Below are 17,957 nucleotides of genomic sequence, written 5' to 3'. Positions count from 1 at the left end.
TCGAATACCGTTTATCAATGCGACAGTATGACCATGCTTCGTCACCATGACAATTATCCGGTATGGATTGTTGTAATTACCAATATGCATTCGATTATTATTTATGCGTTAGGAGTGTACATTCTTAGTCGCATTACCTGGCATTTGGCAATACCCTATGTTGCTTATGTGTTTGTATTGGAATTCAGGTTGTTGAAACTGCATTGCACAAAGTGCTACTATTGGAACAAGAGATGTGCGTTCGGGAAAGGACGATTGAGCGCCTTGTTGTTTAAAAGCGGAAAACAATCGCAATTTTGTAAGGATACTTTTACATGGAAGCAGATGATACCTGATTTGCTGGTTCCTGCAATCCCTTTTATCTCAGGTATTGTAATGCTGCCTTTTAATCCTGATACTTTACTGATTGTTTCATTGCTATTACTCCTGGTACTTTCTACAACAGTAAGTGGTATCGTAAGAAAGGAGTTAACCTGTAAATTTTGTCACCAAAAAGATGCCGGATGTCCTGCATGGGCATTGTTCAACAAATAGACTCTCTTTTGAGTTTCATGGGATCAATGATTAAAACAGATTATACAAATGAAAACAGTTAACGTTTACCTCAATTTTCTTGGAAACTGTGAAGCAGCTTTCCTGTTCTACCAATCGGTGTTTGGTGGAGAGTTTTCTTATCTAAGCAGATTTAAGGATATGCCGCTTCAGGAAGGGATGCCTCCAATGCCTGAAGAGATGATGAACCAAATTTTACACATCTCATTACCCATTAGCAAAGAGACTATATTGATGGGCAGTGATACCGGTAATGATTGGGCTCCAGGGTTCATTGTGGGCAACAATTTTTCTATCTCAGTGAGTGTCGAAAGCCGTGAAGAGGCCGACAGGGTATTCAAAGAGCTATCGGCAGGAGGAAAAGTTACCATGCCAATGGAAATGGTTTTCTGGGGTGACTATTTTGGCATGTTTACCGACAAGTTTGGGATTAACTGGATGATTGGCTTTGAGAATGCTAAAGCCCGTTAATATTGGTTTTTTCGCATTATCAGATTGTCATACGTCGCTATATGCACGAAAACGTGTATATTCCATGGAAAAACAGTAATTTCGCAGGTTAAAACAGATAACTGTATGGATTCTACACGACAAAAAAAGATAGGGAGGCTTATCCAAAAGGAGATGAGTGAGATATTTCAGCGCGAAGTGCGTGAAATAGTGATGGGTACAATGGTGAGTGTTACCAATGCAAGAGTATCGCCCGATATGGGGAATGTGAAGGTTTATCTCAGCATCTTTCCAACCGAACATAAGGATGAGGTTTTTAAAAATATTTCCCAGAACAATTCTACCATTCGGTTTATGCTCGGACAAAGGGTTGGCAAACAGTTACGCATCATCCCGGAACTTCAGTTTTATATCGACGACAGTCTGGATTATGTTGAGAGGCTGGATAACCTCTTAAAGGATTAGCCCTATGCAGTATGATCCTATCAAGCGGGCTTTGGGGAGTGTTTTTAATCGCAACCCGTTTTTGCGTATCTTGTTTTACAGACTTTTGGATCTCTTACTGCTTCGTAGCTGGCACATCCGACGCGAACTGAGGTTATGGAAAAAATCGGCCCCCAAGGGTGCTGCCATTTTAGATGCCGGTTCGGGTTTTGGTCAGTATGTGTGGCGAATGGCGCGCATACATGAGTCATTTCATGTGGTTGGCGTGGATGTGAAACAGGAGCAAATCGACGATTGCAATCAGTTTTTTGAGCAACTGAAACTTGGCCATCGCGTGAAATTTCGTGAAGCTGACCTAACCCAATTTCTCGAACCTGAAACATACGACCTAGTGTTGTCGGTCGACGTAATGGAGCACATTGCCGAGGATGAATTGGTGATGCGGAATCTCTGCAAATCGCTTAAGCCCGGCGGTATGCTTTTAATATCAACCCCATCTGACAAGGGAGGTTCAGACACACATCACCATGATGGGGAAGGTGCTACTGGTTTTATCGACGAACATGTGCGCGACGGATACAATATTGAAGACATCCGCGTAAAGCTATTTAAAGCAGGGTTTAACCACGTGGAGGCCCTATATACCTACGGAAAGCCCGGAAGCATGGCATGGAAGCTCTCCATGAAAATCCCCATCATCCTGCTTAATAAAAGCAAACTGTTTTTCTTGCTGTTGCCTTTCTATTATTTCATCACCTTTCCGGTAACGTTCATTTTAAACTATTTGGATGTGATGCAAATACATACCTCAGGTACCGGATTGATGGTGAAAGCCATAAGGTAAAACGGTTACCGATTCTGGGCATGCAGATGTGTTCATCGCAGTTTTACTTCATGCGGCTATAGGCATGTGGCAAAGAGTGATTTATTTTATATCGATATAAAAGAGAGTGTTAAGTGGTTTCCTTGCATCGATTCGGATTCTATTTTTAGCAAATAACAAAATACCGACACAAATGAAACTGTCTCTTCAGATTGCCATCAGATACCTCTTCGCCAAAAAGAGCCAGAACATAATCAATATCATCTCCTGGATATCTGTGTCAGGGGTGCTTACCGGCTCGCTGGGCTTGCTGGTTGTGTTGTCGGTTTTTAATGGTTTGCATGGGCTTATAGGTTCTCTGTACAGTTCATTTGATCCGGATTTGAAAATCGAACCCCTTCGTGGTAAGGTGTTTAGCATCGATTCGCTGGATTACTCTTCACTTGTTGCCATCGAAGGCGTTGATGCCATAACCGGAGTAGTGGAAGATCATGTGTTGTTCAGGTTTGGAAAGCGACAGGTGCCAGGGCGTATCATGGGTGTTGATTCTCTGTTTAATCGTGTATCTTCAATTGATTCCATCATTGTGGATGGTCAGTTCAGGTTAATGTATCATGGTATGTACGAAGGCGTAATGGGTTATGCACTGGCTGACCAATTGGGCGTTCGGCTCAATTTTGTGACACCCCTCATGATTTATGCACCCGAGCGTACCGGACGCATCAATCCGGCGCGCCCCGATCAATCTTTTCGAAGCAGATATTTACAACCATCAGGCATTTATATGGTAAGCCAGCTGGATTACGATGCTGCATATACCATTACACACATCGATCAGGCAAGGGATTTGTTTGATTACGATGCATCCACATTTTCGTGGATGGGAATTAAAATAGCTGATGGACGCAAAGTTGAGAGTGTCAAACAGGCTGTTTCAAAGCTGCTTGGCAACGACTTTCGGGTTCGTAACCGTGAAGAACAGCATGAGACATTCTTCCGCATGATGAAAGTAGAAAAGCTAATGGCCTACCTCATACTTTCCTTTATATTGCTCATCGCCATCTTCAATGTAATTGGCACCCTGTCGATGTTGATTTTTGAGAAGAGAGAGAGCATCGGCACCTTGCGGAGTATGGGTGCTGACCGGCAACTTATCAACCGGATATTTCTATTTGAGGGATGGCTTATTTCCCTTGCTGGCATGGCAGGGGGGTTGCTTCTTGGCTCTCTACTGGTATGGTTGCAGCAAACGTTCGGATTCATCCGCTTTCATGGCGCCGGCAATTTTGTGGTCGATGCCTATCCGGTAGTGTTGCGTTGGCCTGATCTTGTTACTGTTTTTGTCACCGTTTCGCTCAGCGGTTTTCTGGCTGCGTGGTATCCCGTAAGGGTTATTGTTCGTCGCTACTTTCAGGAGTTGGGTGATAAATAAAATCAGCATAATCGTGCTTTATCCTATCCAGTATGGCATCAATTTCTGCCATGCTTTCACTTCGAAGCATCTCTATTTTTGTGCTGCGAAAATTCTCCAGGCCTTTAAAGCTCACAGCCAGATGACGTCGGGTGTGAATGATGCCTCTTCGCTCGCCCAGCCACTCTACTGATTTATGCAAAACCTGACGTACCATCTCCACATGTTCGGTCATGGAGGGCGGAGGCAACAACTCGCCTGTATCCAGATAATGGCGTATCTCTTTAAAAATCCATGGGCGACCAATGGATGGACGGCCAATCATTAACGCGTCAACGCCGTATCGGTCAAAATAGAGCCTTGCTTTTTGCGGATTATTGATGTCTCCGTTACCTATTATCGGAATCTGCATTCGCGGATTGTTCTTCACGGCACCAATTAGCGTCCAGTCGGCCTCTCCGGCATACATTTGCGCCCTAGTGCGCCCATGAATGGTAAGCGCTTTAATACCTGTGTCCTGAAGTTGTTCCGCTACATCCACGATAATTTTTGATTGCTCGTCCCAGCCAAGTCTGGTTTTCACTGTCACAGGGAGGTTAACGGCTTTAACTACGGCCTCGGTAATTTTAACCATGAGGGGTATGTCACGCAGCAATCCGGCACCGGCACCTTTATTGGCAATTTTTTTCACCGGACAGCCAAAGTTGAGATCTATGATTTCAGGACCTGCTGCTTCGGCAATGCGTGCTGCCTCAGCCATGGCTTCCGGATCCTTGCCGTAAAGCTGTATGGCTACCGGCCGCTCCTCATCAAGCAGGGTCAGCTTCCGCCGTGTTTTCTCCACTTCTCTCACCAAAGCATCTGACGATACAAACTCTGTGTACATCAAATCGGCTCCAAATTGCTTGCACAAACTGCGGAACATGTGATCTGTCACATCTTCCATGGGAGCCAGGAGCAATGGCTCTTTGCGTAATTCAATATTCCCTATCTTCACTCTGTTTGTCAATTTCCGTGTGGACTAAGCCACAATGATTTTCTCGTTTTTTCAGACGTAACGAACCTTTTTGGTTGGCTGCAAAGATATCGCATTCTTGTAAGACATGACTCCTTTTGGGGGTTATATAAACTTAAAAATGAGAGATTCCTGCTCCTTTTGCCGGCCAATTGTAATACATGTGCCGAAATCAATACCCGGGTATGGAATGGATATGTGGGTTTTGGGGCTTAAAATGAATTTTTGTTATAATTATTTTTTTCATAAATTGGGTAAGTTATAATTCCACATAGGTAGCGGTTACTGATTGTCCGGGAGTTAAACGTTTAGTTGTAAAAACGTGTGAGATTTGCAACGTAGTTTTAATATGCGTTAACGGAACAAGTGAAAATAAAAAATGCAGCATAACTGGTTTAAAACCATATTCAAGCCAAAATACTACTGGTTTGGGGTCGTTTCTCTTTTGATAGTATCTATGCTTCTGTTTGAGCAGTGCGACCCGGCAACCGACGGCGACAGCGTTGCGATGTCTCAATCTGCTGGTTCTGCTCACACCGATTCGCTGGTGGTAGAACAGCTTATTCAGCGCTCAAATGCATTCCTTGATGAAACAGGCACAAAGGCGGATGCCTTGGATCACTTTCTGGCCGAGGCGTTGGATATTGCCGTTCGTCGCAATTTGGTGGCGCAGGAAGCGTTTATCTATAATCTGGTAGGCAAACGACTTCGTAACCGATCTCTTTACGGCGAAGCACTCAGGTATCACAACCGGTCGCTTGGATTGGCCCAGGCAATTGAGAACAAATCTTTGCTTGCCGATATTTACAACCAGATTGGAGTGGTTTACAGGCGTACCGATGACAACGCGCTGGCTCTCGACATGCATTTTAAGGCGCTTCGTATTTCCGAAGAGATAAGGGATACTTTTAACATTAGCGTTGCCATTAACAGCATTGGTAACGTCAATTTTAATTTAGGGCGTTACCATTCTGCTATCGAATATTTCCGAAAATCACTGGAGTTTTCAGCATCTACCGGAAACACTCTTGGGCTTGCCATCAATAACCACAATATTGGTGAGTGTTACCTCAAATTGCACGAGCCTGAGTTGGCATTGCAGTTTTATTTTAAATCATTGGAATACAACACACAGGTAGGAAGCAGGCCCGGACAAGCCATCTGTTTTAATAGCATAGGCACCGCGCATATTGCCATGCAGGATTACGCCACCGCGCTCGACTTTCTCGAGAGAGCCCTTCAAATCAACCAGCGTCTGGGCGATTTGATGCAAACATCCATAAGTCTGGCAAAAGTAGGTGAGGTGTATCTGCTGATGAAAGATTACAAAACAGCAGGTAATTATATACAGCAGTCGTTTGAAATTGCACAACGCATTGGCAGCCGGTTTCAGGCCGAAGAGTCGGCTCGTCTTTTGTCGTTGCTCAACGAACAGCAGCATAACTATTCACAGGCGCTATCTTACTTTAAGATGGCATCGGCCTACAAGGACAGCATCCTCAACGAAAAAAACATGTATCACCTCACCACCATGGAGGCCATTATGGATGTGGAGGCACAACAGGAACAAATCAGTCAGTTGAGTAAGCAGTCGTTGCGGCAGCAATCTGTTCTGGGGCGTCAGCGTCTCTTTCTTACCATATTTGTGACTCTTGTGGTGGTAATGGTTTTGGTGGTGGTATTGCTGGTGTATCAATATCGTTTGCGTTCAAAGTATAACAATCTCAAAAATCAGCACAAGCTGCTACGTTCGCAAATGAATCCCCATTTCATTTTTAATGCGCTGAGTGCCATTCAGGTTTATGTGTTGGAGCACGATGTGGAAAAATCAACACGCTTTCTTACCGATTTTGCCAAGCTCATGCGAATGGTTCTAAAAATATCTCACTACGACTATATCTCGCTGAAGGAAGAGACGGAGATATTGAAATACTATCTGGAATTGCAGAAATTAAGGTTTTACACACCATTTGATTACCATATTCATGTGGATGAGGTGATGGCACCCGATATGGTGGTTGTGCCGCCCATGATTACCCAGCCGTTTGTTGAGAATGCCGTGGAGCATGGAATCAAAGCGATTGACGGAAGCGGACGTTTAGACATACGTTTTAAGCGGGTAGATTCTCAAATGATAGTAGAGGTAGAGGACAATGGTGTGGGCATCAATTCGTCAATGCAACAAAAAAGCGATAAAGCGCGCACACATGAGTCCATGGCACTAAAAATAACAAAAGAGCGTCTGGATGTCATCCGCAACGACTCAGGAGGTAAGGTAGGTCTCGAAATAATTGATAAGCGAAGCATTAATCCTTTTGACCGGGGGACGCTTGTTCGCATAATTCTGCCCATTGTGGCAGTTAATACATCCAAACCGGCTGCCAATGGATAGTTTTAAGGTATTAGTTGTAGAGGATGATCGGTTTACGCGTCGTGTGGTTGAACTAATAGTTACAAACCATTTTCCTGAGATGGAAGTTGTGGGGCGCTGTGGCTCTTTAGGTGAGGCCCTTAGGTTAATTCAGGAGAGCAAACCCGACTTGGTTATTCTCGACATTCAGCTGGAGGATGGAAATGCTTTCGAGTTGCTCGAACAGTTGAAACCGATACCTTTTAAGGTTCTGTTTATGTCTTCTTATCAGAGCTATATGGAGGAGTCTGTTCAGTTTGCAGCTGTTGATTTCATTCAAAAACCTTTTGATGAGAGCGATTTTGTGATGGCTCTGGACAAGGCCCTCGATACTTTTACCGACGCCGAATATGCACAAAGGCTCGATGTGCTATTTTCCAATATTGTAGGAACACCTGGAAACCGCTCGCTGGTGATGGCCACCGAAAATGGAACGCGTATCATCCCAGTCCGCGACATTGAATATGGAGAATCCATTACCGGAGGCTCCCTGTTTTACATGACCAATGGGGAAGTGTTAAAAGTGTCGCGCCCCTTGCGCCGATTTGAGTCGTTGTTGGCTGCAACCGGTTTTTTTCGATGTCACCCGCTGTTTTTAATCAACCTTTCATTGATCATCCGTATTGATGTGGACATACAGCAGGTGATGTTTGTTTCGGGGCATGCCGCACCTTTCGAGTCAAGACGTACCGAAGCACTCATCAAACGCTACAATGAGTTGCACAGCGTTCGATGATGCGTGCCTAATAGTTTTTGAAGGTGATTAAAAACTTCGGAAACCGATTAATTCCCTTACTTCGCGTATGGTTTTTGAAGCACTGGCATGTGCTTTCTCTTTACCCATGTTAACTACCTTTTGCAGATATACTTCATCGGCATAAATGGCCTTGATTTTTTCACGAATGGGTTCGGTGAAGATTATGATGTCTTCAGCCAGTTGTTTTTTCAGGTCGCCATAGCGGATGGAACAGTTGGCATACTGCTCTTTAAAAAAATCGAGCGTTTCAGGTTTCGAAACTACCGACATGATGGTGAACAGGTTGTTAACCGACTCACTCACCTCTGAATTAGGTTCTGTAGGCCCTGTATCGGTGACTGCTTTCATCACCTTTTTACGTATTACCGCAGGTTCATCAATCAAGTAAAGGCCATTTCCTTCCGACTTCCCCATTTTGCCCGAACCATCCAATCCGGGAATTTTAATGAGCGCCTCTCCAAAGTTAAAAGGTTGTGGTATTGGGAAATATTCTCTGTTGTATATGCGGTTGAAGCGAGCAGCGAATTTACGAGTCATCTCCAGGTTCTGCTCCTGATCTTTACCAACCGGCACTTTTTGCGCATGGTGTATGATAATATCGGCTGCCATTAATACAGGGTAGGTTAACAATCCGGCATTGACATTGTCGGGTTGTTGGCGTGCCTTATCTTTAAAGGAAGTGGTTCTTTCCAGTTCACCCAGATAGGCATTCATATTGAGCAGAAGGGTGAGCTCGGCCACTTCCGGAAGGTCGCTCTGTATATAGATGGTCGCTTTTTCAGGGTCGAGGCCTGCAGCCAGATACTCAGCGAGCACCTGACGTACATTGCCGTGCAAATCTTCCGGCGTAGGATGCGTGGTAAGCGAATGGTAATCGGCTATAAAAAAGTAACAGTTATAGTCGTTCTGCATCTTCAAAAAGTTTCTGACGGCGCCAAAATAATTGCCAAGGTGAAGATTTCCGGTGGGCCGGATACCGCTTACTACAGTTTCCATGAAATGATAATTTTATCGCGTGATTAATTCAAGTGCAAAAATAATGAAGAATATGGGATAGGGAGAATTTATACCGTATAAAGTTAGAAACAGATTCGAATACCGTTGGGAATAATCTGAACATTTTGCTTGTGTGTGAAAAGCAGACCACTTATAAGGCCGAGGCTGCTTCCTACCGCCACATCCGAAAGCCAGTGTTTGTTTTGGTAAACGCGCCCGGCAGCTACCGAAACAGGAATCAAATAAATCCACCTTGAGTATGTTTCGGCAAAAGGGGTGAATACTGCAAAGGCCAGCGAAGCGTGGCCTGATGGCAACGATTTATATTCATCACGATTGCCCGGAAATGGCTGAAACGAGCCGGGTCCTTCATCTGTAAATGGGCGGGCGCGGCCAGCAGTGATTTTAAGGGCCTCGGTGGCGATAGCTGTTACAAAAACGGACTGAATGGCGTTTGTGCTTGTGTGGCAAAGTTTCTCGTCACGAATGATGAACCGGGCGGTGCCATAGGTTAGCAGCAGTGCCGGAACAATGATGGTTTTTTCGCCTGCTACATCGGTTATGTTGGTCATATCGTTAAGAAAGCCGGTCTGGTTTTTCACAATAAAGTTTTGCACTGGCTGGTCGGCCAAAAAAACAGCGCCTGAGGCAATGGTCAGCAACGATATCACGCGCCATGTCTTTAATTCTTTGGAGTTGTTGAGGTTTAATGAATCGGAATCGGCGGCTGAGAGTGGCATCAGGAATGTCATCCAGAGCGCAATTCCTGTAAAAAATTTTGGCATTTTTTCTGTAAAGATATGCTTTTTAAGAAAGCAACAAAGTACGTTGATATCGTTAAACATTTGACTGAATGCGTGGTCTAACGCATATAAGTTCGTAATTTATGTAATTTTAAATCTGGAATTATGAATACAATCACAATTCGTATTTATTCTTTGGCCTTGGTGCTTTGTTTGGCAATGAATGTTGCTGCACAAAAAAGGCAAAAAGAGATAAAGCCCCGTGCCACAACCAGCACCGAAGTGGTTGAATGGCAGGAGCGGCATATTGAAAACCTGAGCAAAGAGTTGTCGTTAACCGCCGAGCAGGAGGCCCAGTTGAGAGCTGTTTTGGAAAAGAGACGTGGCGAAGCATCAGCCATGAGAGAAACGCGCCGCAAGGAGATGGAGGCTCGCCGTGCCGAACAGAAAGCCCGTGCAGAGGCAACTCGTGAGCGTATGCAGCTGCATGACGAAGAGATAAAAGCGCTGCTTACCGAGGAGCAGAAATTACGTTACGACCAACTAAGGCAGGAGCGGGCAGCAGAAGCCCGTCAACGTATGGCCGACCGTCGCCAGCAGCAGCAAAACCGACTGGATGAAACAACCAAAAAATCCGACGTGCCAAAGTCCCCTCGCAAAAAAAGTGATACAACCTATTGAATAATTGGTTTTTTTAACTTAAATTGAATTAGACAGCAATTTTCCTGAGACAGTTATCTCTGTTTCAGGAAAGTTGCTTTTTGTTTTATGTTAACAGGAGACGATTGCCTTTGCCTTTTTTTCTTTGATAAATAAACTGTTTCGACTGTTATTTATGACAATAGAATATTAAGTATTTGCTTTTTGTTTACAAACGACTTAACTTTATATATGCACAGATAACCCTTAACCTGTGATCATGAAAATAAGTGAACATATCCCCAAAAAAACAAGCGTGCCCGACTGGGAAAACAGTCTGACATTGCTTTCCGGCACGCTGCAATCTCCGGTAGGTTTATTGGAATATAGAAACAATGTAATTCGGTGGTGGTTTCGAAGCACTCAAACCAATACAGAAAATACAAAGTCAGCAGATTCTCTTTTGGAAGCTGCCGGAAGAACCGCTCTTTCGTTAAATCCCGATGCAAATAATAGCATTTGGTTTCCTGTAAAACATCTGAATGGAACCATGCAGTGTGTGACACATGAGTTAGGTCGCACTGAGTCTCGTCGTCTGCTCCTTATTCTTATCTTCAAAGAGAACACAAATCCTGATAAACTGCAACAACTGCTTATATCTCAAACCAAACGTATTATAGAAGAGGATTTGGCTCTTGCATCAGATACTTCAGATGAAGAGTCGGCTGAGTTTGGAAGCTTTGCCACCAGCCACGACATGCACAGAATGTTGTTTGAGAACTCTCCGGTTGGCATCTTCTATTTTAACCGCCAACTCACAATATCCAAAGTAAATGCTCGTTTTTGTTCAATTCTTGGAGTTCAGGCCAACGAGGCAGAGGGATTTAATTTAAAATCGGCTATGGATCGCCGCATTTTGCCCGCCGTGCATGCTGCCCTTGAAGGGCGCGAAGGGATGTTTGAAGGCGTTTACATGTCAACTTTGAGCGGAAAACAGGTGAGTCTGCTGCTTAAGACTGCCCCCATATACAACCGTAACCATGAAATTTCCGGCGGAATAGGCATTATTCAGGATTTTAGTGAAGCCATCATTACCCGTCGCGCGTTGGAAGAGAGCGAGATGCGCTTGCGTACTCTTATAAACTCAACACCTGATTTTATCTGTTTCAAAGATGGCGAGGGCAGATGGGTTGAAGCAAATCATACGTTGGTTGATCTTTTTGACCTCAAGGGGGTAGATTATCAGGGGATGGACTATGCACAGCTGATTGAGTTGATGCCTTCTAAAAGAGAAGTGCTTACGTTTTGCCATGAAACGGATAACATGGCATGGAAGAAAGGTCGTCCCATCCGCATCGAAGAGCACATTCCTCAACCCAAAGGTGGTGTCAGAGTGTTTGATGTGATAAAAGTGCCGTTATTTAATAAAGATGGTTCACGTAAAGGCCTAGTGGTGCTTGGTCGTGACATTACTGCCCGCAAGCAGGCCGAGATGGAAATTAAGGAGAAAGAGATGCGGTTTCAGTTGGTGGCCATGCATACCAACGATGTGATTTATGAGTGGAATGGTATTGACAAAGAGTTTGTCTGGCATGGTAACCTAAAGGCTATTATTGGTAATATGGATGGACCGCCGGATATCCGTTCTCTGCTGGCCTTGATACATTCCGATGACAGGAAACGCTTGTTACAGGCATGGCAACCGGCAAATGGCGAGGCAAGGTTCTGGAAAGAGGAATTTCGTGTTGTTCTGCCCGATGGTGCTGTAAAGCATTTAATGGGGCGGGGCATCCTTGAAAACAGCGAGTCAACCCATCTCAAAGCGTATGGTACCGTTACCGATATCACCAAAGAGAAACAACTGGTAGTTAATTTGCGCGATGCTTTGGATAAGGCCGAGATAAATCACAACAAAATCAAGAGCTTGCTCAACATGATTCCTGACCTCATTTTTGTTTTTGATAAAGAAGGATACTTCAGGGATTTCCATGTGGTGAATGAGAATCAGCTCTTGCATCCATCGGCCGATTTTATGAACCGAAAAGTGGAAGAGGTACTCACGCCGAAACTGGCCAAACTAACCCGCGATAAAATTGCTTCGGTATTGACAACCCGAAGAATTGAAACCTACAATTATGTTCTGGGAAATGAGGATGAAGAGCGTGTGTTTGAGGCACGCATGGTCTATTTTAAAGAGGATGAAACCATTTGCATTGTGAGAGATGTGACGCGGGCTAAACGCATCGAAACGGAATTGGTGAAAGCGAAGGAACGTGCCGAAGAGAGCGATCGCCTGAAGTCAGCGTTTTTGGCCAATATGAGCCATGAAATACGTACGCCAATGAATGGTGTCATGGGTTTTGCCGAATTGCTGAAAGATGAGAGTTTATCCGCCACAAACCGAAAGCTCTACCTCGATATCATAGTAAAGAGCGGACATCAGTTATTGGAGATTATCAATGATGTGTTAGAGATATCTAAGATTGAAACAGGTCAGGTCTCTATTGTAAGGGCAAACAATTTGGTGTCAGATGTTGTCAGTTCCATTGCCGACACTTTTGGCGTTGCGGCCGCTGAGAAGCAAATTCGCCTCAGAGCATCGGTTAACTGTGAAAAGGGTTTTGTGCTGGAGTGTGATACCCAAAAACTGACTAGGGTGCTTAATAAGCTCATTTCAAATGCCATAAAATTCACAAAAGCTGGCGGTAATGTGGAGGTTGGATGTGAGTGTCTCGCCAATGAGATCTTGTTTTTTGTGAAAGACGATGGGATTGGCATTGCGAAAGAGCATCATGCCATGATTTTTGATCGTTTCAGCCAGATATCTGACCCCAGACTTAAAAACAGTGGCGGTACCGGATTGGGCCTGCCGATTTGTAAGAGCTGGGTAGAACTTATGGGCGGGCGAATTTGGGTTGTCTCATCACCCGGTGAAGGGAGTTGCTTCTTTTTTACTGTACCGCTTTAGGTAATGCATCAATTGGGATAAATCTCAAGGATTACTCAACTATGCAAACGTTAAAATTACTTTGCCATGGCCTTTGCTTTCAATTCCTGAGGCATCTTTTCGATGGCATATCTTAAGGAGGTACGGGGCATCACACTTTTATTTTTAATCACATAGTCAAACACAGCTTGTTGGTGCGACTGGCTGGCGGCCTTTAACATCCATCCATAGCCTTTCCTCACCAAATCATCCGTATCTAAGAGCAGGATGTCGGCTATCTCCAGAATATCACTGAGGAATTTTCCTTTTCTTGCCGGAATAATCAAAGATACCGCAGCGGCTCTGCGCACCCATCGGTTGTCTGAAACGGCCCAGGTCTTCAACGCTGTTAAGTATTCGGGAAACATCTGAATAAAAGCACCTACCGTATGGTTGCAAAGTGTGTCACACGATGCCCAGTTGTTCACATAGTTGAAAACCCATTTTTCGAAAATCTGAAAGTCTTCGCGTTCGTAACGTTTATGGATGTTATAGGACCAATTGCAGGCAATAAATGACTCTTCGATGTATCCCGATTGCCACAAGGCATCGCAAAGGCTGAAGATTTCCTGTTTGGTGGCCGGGGCGATGGCTTGAAAGTAGGTTTTGCCAATCTGTGTTACAATCGGCACTTTAACACCATGACACATTATCTTCTCTTTGAAGAAATTTTGACTGGTGGCGCGTGTTTTTTCATCGCTTTGAGTAATGAGTTCCTCGCGAATTTGGGCGATGATGTTTTCCATTGTCGGGCTTATTTGATAAACACTAAGTTCTATTATAGCCATTAAAATTCGGCTGTTTCAGTTGAAATGTCAACAACCCCCTGGTTCGCTTCGAGGTTAAAAGTGAATATTCCGGCCATCGCAATAAAAAAGAGGCTGCCTTATCAGACAGCCCCTTAGATATGGATTCACCAAAATGCTTAGTCCTGAATTTTGGCTTTGAGAAACTCGCGGTTGAGGCGGGCAATGTTGGCGATGGAGATGCCTTTGGGACACTCCACTTCGCAGGCGCCGGTGTTGGTACAGTTACCAAAACCCAGTTCGTCCATGCGGGCCACCATGTTTTTGGCACGACGAGCAGCTTCCACGCGACCTTGTGGCAACAGAGCCAGTTGACTCACCTTGGCCGACACAAACAACATGGCCGAACCATTTTTACAGGCAGCTACACAGGCTCCACAACCAATACAGGATGCGGCGTCCATTGCTTCGTCGGCATCATCCTTGGGGATTGGCAATGCATTGGCATCGGGCACACCGCCGGTATTAATCGACACGTAGCCACCAGCTGCTATGATTTTGTCAAAAGCAGTACGATCAACGATAAGGTCTTTGATAACCGGGAAACCTGCCGAGCGCCAAGGCTCAATATAGATGGTTTCGCCATCGTTGAACTTACGCATGTGTAGCTGACAGGTGGTGATGTCATCATCGGGTCCGTGCGGACGGCCGTTGATGTAAAGTGAACACATACCGCAGATACCTTCGCGACAGTCGTGGTCAAAAGCTACTGGCTCCTGTCCCTCGTTCACGAGTTGCTCGTTGAGGATGTCCATCATTTCCAGGAAAGAGCTGCCGGTAGATACATTTGCAACCTTGTAGGTTTCAAAACGTCCCTTTTCCCGGGCGTTTTTTTGTCTCCAGACTTTGAGTGTGAGATTTATATTTTTTTCCATGATATAACTCCATTAATAAATTGAACTTGTCTGCAAACCATTATTTGTAGTTACGCTGAATGAGCTTCACATCTACAAATTGCAGCTCTTCCTTGTGCAACTCTGGTTCTTGGTCATCACCTTTATATTCCCAGCAGCTTACGTAGGCAAATTTGTCGTCTACGCGTTTGGCTTCACCCTCTTCGGTTTGAAATTCTTCACGGAAGTGACCACCGCAGGACTCTTCACGGTTTAAAGAATCGATGGCCATGAGTTCGCCAATTTCGATGAAGTCGGCCAAACGGTTGGCTTTTTCAAGTTCAATGTTCATGCCGATGGCATCACCGGGAATGCGTACATTGGTCCAGAACTCCTTCTTGATGGCGCGGATTTTTTCAATGGCTTGCTGTAAACCTTCTTTGTTACGTGCCATACCTACAAAATCCCACATCACGAGACCAAGTTCTTTGTGCAGACTGTCAACCGAACGTTTTCCGTTGATGTTGAGCAATTTGCTAAAGCGGTCTTTGGCAGCTTTTTCAGCTTCCACAAACTCTTTCTCTTCGCCGGTCATACGCGGTGTGCGGATGTCATCGGCCAGATAGTTTTGAATGGTATATGGCAACACAAAGTAACCATCGGCCAAACCTTGCATCAGTGCCGAAGCACCAAGGCGGTTGGCTCCGTGGTCGGAGAAGTTGGCTTCGCCGGCGCAGAACAGACCAGGAATGGTTGTTTGCAGTTCATAATCTACCCAGATACCGCCCATGGTATAGTGGATGGCGGGGTAAATCATCATGGGTGTCTGGTATGGGTTGTCGTCCACAATTTTTTCGTACATCTGGAAGAGGTTTCCGTAACGGGCACGGATCACATCTTCGCCCAAACGCTCGATGGACGATTTGAAATCGAGGTAAACAGCCAAACCGGTTGCACCTACACCATAGCCTGCATCGCAACGCTCTTTGGCGGCACGTGAGGCCACGTCGCGTGGCACCAGGTTACCAAAAGCGGGGTAGCGACGCTCCAGGAAGTAGTCGCGGTTCTCTTCGGCAATCTGCGTGGGTTTGAGTTTTCCGGCACGGATGGCTTCAGCATCCTCTTTTTTGGCAGGTACCCAAATGCGACCGTCGTTACGCAGTGATTCAGACATCAGCGTAAGCTTGCTCTGGAACTCGCCATGAACGGGAATACATGTGGGGTGAATCTGAGCAAAACAGGGGTTGGCAAACATGGCGCCTTTCTTGTACGCCTGCCATGCTGCTGAGCCGTTTGAGCCCATAGCGTTGGTCGACAGGAAGAAGGTGTTGCCGTAGCCGCCGGTAGCAATTACTACGGCGTGGCCAAAATGGCGCTCAAATTCGCCGGTTACCAGGTTGCGAGAGATGATACCGCGTGCTTTGCCGTCCACCATTACGATGTCCACCAGTTCGTTACGGGTGTATAGCTTTACGGTTTTCTTTTCCACCTGACGCATCAGAGCCTGATAAGCGCCCAGCAGCAACTGCTGACCGGTTTGTCCTTTGGCGTAAAAGGTACGGCTCACCTGCGCACCACCAAACGAACGGTTGTCGAGCAAACCGCCGTATTCACGGGCAAAGGGTACACCTTGCGCCACGCACTGGTCGATGATGGAGTTGCTCACTTCGGCCAAACGGTAAACGTTGGCTTCGCGGGCACGGTAGTCGCCACCTTTCACGGTGTCGGTAAACAGTCGGTGTACCGAGTCGCCATCGTTGGGATAGTTTTTGGCAGCGTTAATACCACCTTGTGCAGCAATGGAGTGCGCACGACGAGGAGAGTCCTGAATGGTGAAAATTTTCACGTTGAAACCCATCTCACCAAACGAGGCTGCGGCAGAGGCGCCGGCCAAACCGGTTCCTACCACTATAATGTCGAGTTTTCTTTTGTTTGCGGGGTTAACCAGTTTCTGGTTAGCCTTATACTTGGTCCACTTCTGAGCCAATGGCCCTTCGGGAATTCTTGCATCAATCTTTGCCATAATCTCTACGGATTGAATGTGATTAACCTTGATAGAATATATATTGCAGCAGCGCAATCAGTGCGAATCCGATGCCTACAAACCAGGCATACACGTTACCCGCTGCAGTAAGGCGCTGGCGCCAGATGGTGTTGCTGAAACCGATTGTCTGGAAAGCAGACCAGAAACCGTGCGACAAGTGTAAAGCCAGGAAAACACCTGCAATGACATACACCACCACAATCCAAAGGTAGGAGAAAGTGTAGTTAACCAATGCGTAGGCATTCTCTACTTCGGTGGCAACACCGCCAATGGTGATGGTTGTGTGCGACAGAAGGTCGTCGCCGGTAATTTTCATTTTTACCCAGAAGTGTGCCATGTGCAGCACCAAAAACGCCAAAATGGTAATTCCCAGAATCAGCATATTTTGCGATGCCCAGCTCACGCTAAGGGTTTTATTGCCCGATGCATACCGGTCGTTGCCACGCGCTTTGCGGTTTTGGATGGTCAGCATAAAGCCCCAGATGATGTGAACCAGAAAGCCAACAGCCAAAACAGGTTCCATAATCTTAATCATCGGGTTGGTGGCCATGAAATGTGCCGCCGCGTTAAATGTCTCTCCGCTATCCGGAACCAGCAACAAAGCGTTGATGGCAAGGTGCATAAGCAGAAACATCATCAGAAAAAGTCCTGATAAACCCATCAGGAGCTTCTTCCCAATGGAAGAACAGAATAAATTGCTCATAAGGTTTCTTTTAAAATTAATTGCATCTGTTTGTTAATATTTTTAAGTCTTTCGTCGGAATTGTATATCTGATTCGCTGATTAAACAAGCTGTTTCAGGCTTTCAAACGGAGCTGCAAATGTAGTTGGTTAGGCGGTTTTTCACCAACAAAATAAAGAAAAATCTCTCTATTTATAACATGTCTAATTTGCAGGTGCAGATGTATTTTTCTTTTTTATGTGATGTTAACAAATGCGTTTTTGAGCCATGTTTTGTAATCTCTGTGTAACAGATTAATATGAAAATGTAAAAATGGATGTTTTAATCTTGTTTTACAAGTGATGGGATTAAAATTTAACCAGAATG

Annotated in this window: 16 protein-coding genes; 9 read left to right on the top strand and 7 right to left on the bottom strand. The window is 45.2% G+C overall.

Annotated elements, in window-relative coordinates; all coding sequences use genetic code 11:
• Nucleotides 1-27: 27 nt before the first annotated feature.
• The 5 genes from ALKIM_RS0107655 (at nt 28) to ALKIM_RS0107635 (ending at nt 3,701) form a co-directional block, all read left to right on the top strand.
• The gene (locus ALKIM_RS0107655) at nt 28-534 is read left to right on the top strand and encodes a hypothetical protein (RefSeq protein ID WP_026474121.1); all 507 of its coding nucleotides are present in this window, start codon (nt 28-30) and stop codon (nt 532-534) included.
• A 48-nt stretch (nt 535-582) separates the two neighbouring features.
• Nucleotides 583-1,023, top strand: coding sequence for a VOC family protein (locus ALKIM_RS0107650; protein WP_026474120.1), 441 nt, complete (start codon nt 583-585; stop codon nt 1,021-1,023).
• Nucleotides 1,024-1,128: 105 nt separating this feature from the next.
• Nucleotides 1,129-1,467 (top strand): 30S ribosome-binding factor RbfA, encoded by a 339-nt coding sequence (gene rbfA, locus ALKIM_RS0107645; RefSeq protein WP_026474119.1) that lies wholly within the window; start codon nt 1,129-1,131, stop codon nt 1,465-1,467.
• 4 nt (nt 1,468-1,471) lie between these two features.
• Entirely contained in the window at nt 1,472-2,290 is an 819-nt protein-coding gene (locus tag ALKIM_RS0107640; protein ID WP_026474118.1) for a class I SAM-dependent methyltransferase, read from the top strand.
• A 172-nt stretch (nt 2,291-2,462) separates the two neighbouring features.
• Nucleotides 2,463-3,701: an ABC transporter permease gene (locus ALKIM_RS0107635; protein ID WP_026474117.1), complete on the top strand. Its 1,239-nt coding sequence runs from the start codon at nt 2,463-2,465 to the stop codon at nt 3,699-3,701.
• Here the strand turns inward: ALKIM_RS0107635 and dusB are convergent.
• A complete protein-coding gene (gene dusB / locus ALKIM_RS0107630) occupies nt 3,661-4,677 on the bottom strand; it encodes a tRNA dihydrouridine synthase DusB (protein WP_044117808.1) in 1,017 nt (338 codons plus the stop codon). The two genes, ALKIM_RS0107635 and dusB, sit on opposite strands and share 41 nt — an antisense overlap.
• 397 nt (nt 4,678-5,074) lie before the next feature.
• On the opposite strand from dusB, the gene ALKIM_RS0107625 reads away from it, so the two are divergent.
• Both ALKIM_RS0107625 and ALKIM_RS0107620 read left to right on the top strand, forming a co-directional pair.
• Nucleotides 5,075-7,087, top strand: a complete 2,013-nt coding sequence (locus ALKIM_RS0107625; protein WP_044117807.1) for a tetratricopeptide repeat-containing sensor histidine kinase — start codon at nt 5,075-5,077, stop codon at nt 7,085-7,087.
• Nucleotides 7,080-7,841: a LytR/AlgR family response regulator transcription factor gene (locus tag ALKIM_RS0107620; RefSeq protein WP_044117806.1), complete on the top strand. Its 762-nt coding sequence runs from the start codon at nt 7,080-7,082 to the stop codon at nt 7,839-7,841. Before ALKIM_RS0107625 ends, ALKIM_RS0107620 begins: the two co-directional genes overlap by 8 nt.
• A gap of 27 nt (nt 7,842-7,868) precedes the next feature.
• Here the strand turns inward: ALKIM_RS0107620 and trpS are convergent, their stop codons facing one another.
• Together trpS and ALKIM_RS19230 are read right to left on the bottom strand one after the other, a co-directional pair.
• Nucleotides 7,869-8,858, bottom strand: coding sequence for a tryptophan--tRNA ligase (trpS, locus tag ALKIM_RS0107615; protein ID WP_026474113.1), 990 nt, complete (start codon nt 8,856-8,858; stop codon nt 7,869-7,871).
• An 83-nt stretch (nt 8,859-8,941) separates the two neighbouring features.
• Complete coding sequence (locus ALKIM_RS19230) at nt 8,942-9,643, bottom strand: phosphatase PAP2 family protein (RefSeq protein WP_052345473.1); 702 nt, start codon at nt 9,641-9,643, stop codon at nt 8,942-8,944.
• 123 nt (nt 9,644-9,766) lie between these two features.
• Here ALKIM_RS19230 and ALKIM_RS0107605 point away from each other — a divergent pair, with 123 nt between their 5' ends.
• Both ALKIM_RS0107605 and ALKIM_RS17960 read left to right on the top strand, forming a co-directional pair.
• Nucleotides 9,767-10,282 (top strand): Spy/CpxP family protein refolding chaperone, encoded by a 516-nt coding sequence (locus ALKIM_RS0107605; RefSeq protein WP_026474112.1) that lies wholly within the window; start codon nt 9,767-9,769, stop codon nt 10,280-10,282.
• A gap of 238 nt (nt 10,283-10,520) precedes the next feature.
• Nucleotides 10,521-13,208 carry a PAS domain S-box protein gene (locus ALKIM_RS17960; RefSeq protein ID WP_052345472.1) on the top strand — a complete coding sequence of 896 codons (2,688 nt, stop codon included), beginning with the start codon at nt 10,521-10,523 and terminating at the stop codon, nt 13,206-13,208.
• Nucleotides 13,209-13,264: 56 nt separating this feature from the next.
• On the opposite strand, the gene ALKIM_RS0107595 is transcribed toward ALKIM_RS17960, so the two are convergent.
• The 4 genes from ALKIM_RS0107595 to ALKIM_RS0107580 all read right to left on the bottom strand — a co-directional run bounded on the left by ALKIM_RS0107595 (nt 13,265) and on the right by ALKIM_RS0107580 (nt 17,612).
• The gene (locus ALKIM_RS0107595) at nt 13,265-13,972 is read right to left on the bottom strand and encodes a DNA alkylation repair protein (RefSeq protein WP_026474111.1); all 708 of its coding nucleotides are present in this window, start codon (nt 13,970-13,972) and stop codon (nt 13,265-13,267) included.
• 179 nt (nt 13,973-14,151) lie between these two features.
• Nucleotides 14,152-14,907 carry a succinate dehydrogenase/fumarate reductase iron-sulfur subunit gene (locus ALKIM_RS0107590; RefSeq protein ID WP_026474110.1) on the bottom strand — a complete coding sequence of 252 codons (756 nt, stop codon included), beginning with the start codon at nt 14,905-14,907 and terminating at the stop codon, nt 14,152-14,154.
• Between the two features lie 40 nt (nt 14,908-14,947).
• Nucleotides 14,948-16,888 carry a fumarate reductase/succinate dehydrogenase flavoprotein subunit gene (locus ALKIM_RS0107585; RefSeq protein WP_026474109.1) on the bottom strand — a complete coding sequence of 647 codons (1,941 nt, stop codon included), beginning with the start codon at nt 16,886-16,888 and terminating at the stop codon, nt 14,948-14,950.
• Nucleotides 16,889-16,910: 22 nt separating this feature from the next.
• Nucleotides 16,911-17,612: a succinate dehydrogenase cytochrome b subunit gene (locus tag ALKIM_RS0107580; RefSeq protein ID WP_026474108.1), complete on the bottom strand. Its 702-nt coding sequence runs from the start codon at nt 17,610-17,612 to the stop codon at nt 16,911-16,913.
• Between the last annotated feature and the right edge of the window lie 345 nt (nt 17,613-17,957).

The sequence above is a fragment of the Alkaliflexus imshenetskii DSM 15055 genome, from assembly GCF_000517065.1.
GTDB classification, from domain to species: Bacteria; Bacteroidota; Bacteroidia; order Bacteroidales; family Marinilabiliaceae; genus Alkaliflexus; species Alkaliflexus imshenetskii.
This window is presented reverse-complemented; position numbering and strand designations above follow the sequence as displayed.

Excerpts from the sequence above, each read along its gene's own strand:
- ALKIM_RS0107655 (WP_026474121.1), top strand. The coding sequence starts at position 28 with ATGACCATGCTTCGTCACCATGACAATTATCCGGTATGGATTGTTGTA.
- ALKIM_RS0107650 (WP_026474120.1), top strand. The coding sequence starts at position 583 with ATGAAAACAGTTAACGTTTACCTCAATTTTCTTGGAAACTGTGAAGCA.
- rbfA (WP_026474119.1), top strand. The coding sequence starts at position 1,129 with ATGGATTCTACACGACAAAAAAAGATAGGGAGGCTTATCCAAAAGGAG.
- ALKIM_RS0107640 (WP_026474118.1), top strand. The coding sequence starts at position 1,472 with ATGCAGTATGATCCTATCAAGCGGGCTTTGGGGAGTGTTTTTAATCGC.
- ALKIM_RS0107635 (WP_026474117.1), top strand. The coding sequence starts at position 2,463 with ATGAAACTGTCTCTTCAGATTGCCATCAGATACCTCTTCGCCAAAAAG.
- ALKIM_RS0107625 (WP_044117807.1), top strand. The coding sequence starts at position 5,075 with ATGCAGCATAACTGGTTTAAAACCATATTCAAGCCAAAATACTACTGG.
- ALKIM_RS0107620 (WP_044117806.1), top strand. The coding sequence starts at position 7,080 with ATGGATAGTTTTAAGGTATTAGTTGTAGAGGATGATCGGTTTACGCGT.
- trpS (WP_026474113.1), bottom strand. The coding sequence starts at position 8,858 with ATGGAAACTGTAGTAAGCGGTATCCGGCCCACCGGAAATCTTCACCTT.
- ALKIM_RS19230 (WP_052345473.1), bottom strand. The coding sequence starts at position 9,643 with ATGCCAAAATTTTTTACAGGAATTGCGCTCTGGATGACATTCCTGATG.
- ALKIM_RS0107605 (WP_026474112.1), top strand. The coding sequence starts at position 9,767 with ATGAATACAATCACAATTCGTATTTATTCTTTGGCCTTGGTGCTTTGT.
- ALKIM_RS17960 (WP_052345472.1), top strand. The coding sequence starts at position 10,521 with ATGAAAATAAGTGAACATATCCCCAAAAAAACAAGCGTGCCCGACTGG.
- ALKIM_RS0107595 (WP_026474111.1), bottom strand. The coding sequence starts at position 13,972 with ATGGAAAACATCATCGCCCAAATTCGCGAGGAACTCATTACTCAAAGC.
- ALKIM_RS0107590 (WP_026474110.1), bottom strand. The coding sequence starts at position 14,907 with ATGGAAAAAAATATAAATCTCACACTCAAAGTCTGGAGACAAAAAAAC.
- ALKIM_RS0107585 (WP_026474109.1), bottom strand. The coding sequence starts at position 16,888 with ATGGCAAAGATTGATGCAAGAATTCCCGAAGGGCCATTGGCTCAGAAG.
- ALKIM_RS0107580 (WP_026474108.1), bottom strand. The coding sequence starts at position 17,612 with ATGAGCAATTTATTCTGTTCTTCCATTGGGAAGAAGCTCCTGATGGGT.